Below are 3,084 nucleotides of genomic sequence, written 5' to 3' on the forward strand. Positions count from 1 at the left end.
TCATAGTTATTTGTGGTGCGACAGCCACAGGAAAATCAGGACTCGCGATCGCGATCGCCCAACGGCTCAATGCTGAGATAATCAGTGCAGACTCGCGCCAAATTTATAAAGAATTTGATATCGCTACGGCGAAGGTGTCTAGTACCGAGCTGGCATTGGTACCGCACCACTTAGTTAGTACATACGATCCTAATTGTACCGTAACTGCTGCCCAATATCAAACACATGCGCAGGCACTCATCGAAAAATTGCAGGCGCGGGGAATGACACCTTTGCTGGTGGGGGGTACGGGACTATATATTAAGTCTGTGGTGAAGGGGATGAAGATTCCGCGCGTACCACCGCAGATGGATTTACGATCGCAATTAATCGCGCTGGGACAGGGGCAATGTTACCAGATTTTGCAACATCTCGATCGCGAGGCGACGCTAAAAATTCATGCCAATGATGCGATTCGGACGATTCGCGCGTTGGAGGTTTATTATGTGACGGGACAGACAATTTCTAGCCAGCAGGGAGAATATCCGCCGAGTTATCCGATTCTCCAAATTGGTTTGGATTGCGAGAGTTTGGATGTTTTGGAACACCGAATTCAACACCGCACCCAACAGATGCTCGATTTGGGTTGGGAGGATGAGGTAAAATATTTGGGTACTAAATATGGCTGGAATTTACCGCTGCTCGATACGTTGGGATATGCGGAGATGCGCCAATATATTCAATGTGAGATTAGTTTAGCAGAGGCGATCGATCTAACGATCTTACATACTCGTCAATTTGCCAAACGCCAGCGGACTTGGTTTGCTTCGATTCCCGAAATTGAGTGGTTCGATAGCAACGATCCGATTTTACTCGATCGAGTGTGGGAGCGAGTACGGCAGTTCTGTGAAACATTTAAAGTTGCTAGCATTGAGATGAATAAGTCTAATGGGTAGTAGAAAACCTGGAATGTTACTAATTCTCTATATCCTGTTGCCAGTAAAAACCGATTCAATCGGTCAGATTTTACTATGTCAGGTGCGCGCGCTTCAAGCTGCTCGGATAGTCGAGCAAAATTTCGATCTGGATCGAGAAAACAATCCGAATAAACTATTAAAAAATGTACTAAAATCTTTATTTATCGATCCGTTTAATACACCAGCTCGTGCTTATCTAGAATTACTCGCTCCACAACTGGGTTTGTTCGATTATGCTATAAATAAAATCAGACAAAAGATCGCCAACAATAAATTTGAATTCTCCAATCTGGCCTTAACTAACTCGATCGTCGATCGCATTCAAATTCAAGAAATAAAAGAAGTTATTGCCAATGGTCGCATAGTTAAGGAATACTTTGACGGTAAATATCGCTCTGGTTATTCGATCGAGGGATCGACCCAAGCAGATCGCCAAATTAGGATTAAGTGCGGCAAATATACTCGATCGCAAATTAGGATTGTCTCACTATCTGAGATTGATATCGAGTTAGAAGAAAATCTTTATATAACAGAGGAAAATACCGATAATGAGTGACACAGAAGAAACTTTAGTTAATGGATTTGTTACCTATCCATTACAGGTAGATGGTAAATTCTATTTAATTGAGAACGTACCTGCACGGATCGACGAAGAAACTGGAGAACACTTTTTTGCGGCTGCTGTTGTCAAACATTTACAACAAATCGTGCTAAATAGTAAAGAACCAGATCGCACAATTGAGACTGCTATCTATAATTATGAGAACCATAAGTAGCTCGGCGCGAATATCGAGCGAGTTTATTTTAAAATAATTATCCCCACGATCGGGCTAGTCACGATAATTATCAGCATTGCATAAAAAGCCACCTCTTTCGGATCGTTCTCATCTATCGTCAGAATATTCTTATATGTCAAATACCAAGGTTTGGCAGTTTTTTTAATAATTTGATGTTCACCCAAATAATTATCGATCGCAATTACTTCTCCTTTAAAATATTGCTTGGCAACATAGGCATCATTCCATTTTAAAGATTCTTTAATCGCGTACAGTGGCGGAAAATCTAGTTTTTTAGCAACAGAACCACGATTGATTCTAAAGCCTGGATATTCAGCTTGGAGACGTTCTTGAAGGTATCGATCGTCGCATTCGTAGCCAAAACTTCTCACCTGTTGCAATTTAGATGAGCCATAAGTATAAATCCACGTATCTTTATCTATGTGCAGATCGAGTAGATTATCGGTGCGAGATCGATCGAGTGAATTTTCATTCATGATTAATTTCTTACTGGCGATGTTCGCAGTCTTACCTGAATGCAACATCTTGTGTTCTTAAAGTAAAATTGAGAGCTAGAATAGAGATCTCCCCGCTAGCGTCAACTAACAGGGAGATTCGGTGGCTTGAGAGCCGCCGATCGAAAAAAACATCTATTACTATTATGACCCAATCTAACGAACCAAACGATCGAAGGAGCGATCGTCAACTACGAACTATCAACCGTCGAGTCAACCGCCTAGAAGATACCCAAGTAACTTGGGGCGAACTAAATGTCGAATTCGATCGCCTTTATGATGAGATAGACGAGGTGAAGATCGAAATGACTCAACTGAAAACGGAGATGAATCAACGATTTGACACCCTCAGTGCTGAGTTAAATGGCAAGATAGATATCATCTTGCGTCACATTACCGGATCGGGTAATTCGTAAAGTCGAATTCATATTTGTTGTAATCTGCATTCAGCCCAAAAGCTGAATACAAGTTTTCGTTGCTTTCTCAAAGCCAGGTACAAACAGAATTATTTGGTGCTAAGTTTCGTTCCTCTGCTTGGTGCGCTTTTTCCGTCGGGGAACCCGACGAGCGCGCATCCGCAACCCAACCTACATAACTCAATTATCAATTATCAATTATCAATTAATTTAACTTGCCAACCTAATACCACTAAATTGCCAGCGTGCTGAAGGCGGAAAGAAATTGCGATAAGTAGATCGAATATGGTCGATCGAAGTTACGCAAGAACCGCCGCGTAAGACCATTTGATTGCACATAAATTTACCATTATATTCACCGATCGCGCCTTCGGCAATTTGAAAACCGGGATAGGGTAAATAGGCACTTTGCGTCCATTCC

Annotated in this window: 5 protein-coding genes and 1 pseudogene; 4 read left to right on the forward strand and 2 right to left on the reverse strand. The window is 41.8% G+C overall.

Features of this window, described 5'->3' with window-relative positions; genetic code table 11:
- Nucleotides 1-2: 2 nt before the first annotated feature.
- From miaA to C7B77_RS27040, 3 genes are read left to right on the forward strand one after another with little or no spacing between them, the layout of a single operon-like run.
- Complete coding sequence (gene miaA, locus C7B77_RS27030) at nucleotides 3-935, forward strand: tRNA (adenosine(37)-N6)-dimethylallyltransferase MiaA (RefSeq protein ID WP_245894468.1); 933 nt, start codon at nucleotides 3-5, stop codon at nucleotides 933-935.
- The gene (locus C7B77_RS27035; protein WP_106312321.1) at nucleotides 928-1,512 is read left to right on the forward strand and encodes a DUF4258 domain-containing protein; all 585 of its coding nucleotides are present in this window, start codon (nucleotides 928-930) and stop codon (nucleotides 1,510-1,512) included. The genes miaA and C7B77_RS27035 overlap by 8 nt, the downstream gene beginning before the upstream one ends.
- A complete protein-coding gene (locus C7B77_RS27040; RefSeq protein ID WP_219892296.1) occupies nucleotides 1,505-1,732 on the forward strand; it encodes a hypothetical protein in 228 nt (75 codons plus the stop codon). Before C7B77_RS27035 ends, C7B77_RS27040 begins: the two co-directional genes overlap by 8 nt.
- Before the next feature lie 23 nt (nucleotides 1,733-1,755).
- On the opposite strand, the gene C7B77_RS27045 is transcribed toward C7B77_RS27040, so the two are convergent.
- Nucleotides 1,756-2,229: a hypothetical protein gene (locus C7B77_RS27045; RefSeq protein ID WP_106312327.1), complete on the reverse strand. Its 474-nt coding sequence runs from the start codon at nucleotides 2,227-2,229 to the stop codon at nucleotides 1,756-1,758.
- 164 nt (nucleotides 2,230-2,393) lie between these two features.
- Here C7B77_RS27045 and C7B77_RS27050 point away from each other — a divergent pair, with 164 nt between their 5' ends.
- Complete coding sequence (locus C7B77_RS27050; protein WP_106312331.1) at nucleotides 2,394-2,663, forward strand: hypothetical protein; 270 nt, start codon at nucleotides 2,394-2,396, stop codon at nucleotides 2,661-2,663.
- A 210-nt stretch (nucleotides 2,664-2,873) separates the two neighbouring features.
- Here the strand turns inward: C7B77_RS27050 and C7B77_RS27055 are convergent.
- Nucleotides 2,874-3,084 (reverse strand): annotated as a pseudogene (locus C7B77_RS27055) (ergothioneine biosynthesis protein EgtB); the annotation flags it as partial.

Source organism: Chamaesiphon polymorphus CCALA 037 (genome assembly GCF_003003845.1).
Taxonomy (GTDB): Bacteria; Cyanobacteriota; Cyanobacteriia; order Cyanobacteriales; family Chamaesiphonaceae; genus Chamaesiphon; species Chamaesiphon polymorphus.

Excerpts from the sequence above, each read along its gene's own strand:
- C7B77_RS27035 (WP_106312321.1), top strand. The coding sequence starts at position 928 with ATGGGTAGTAGAAAACCTGGAATGTTACTAATTCTCTATATCCTGTTG.
- C7B77_RS27040 (WP_219892296.1), top strand. The coding sequence starts at position 1,505 with ATGAGTGACACAGAAGAAACTTTAGTTAATGGATTTGTTACCTATCCA.
- C7B77_RS27050 (WP_106312331.1), top strand. The coding sequence starts at position 2,394 with ATGACCCAATCTAACGAACCAAACGATCGAAGGAGCGATCGTCAACTA.
- C7B77_RS27045 (WP_106312327.1), bottom strand. The coding sequence starts at position 2,229 with ATGAATGAAAATTCACTCGATCGATCTCGCACCGATAATCTACTCGAT.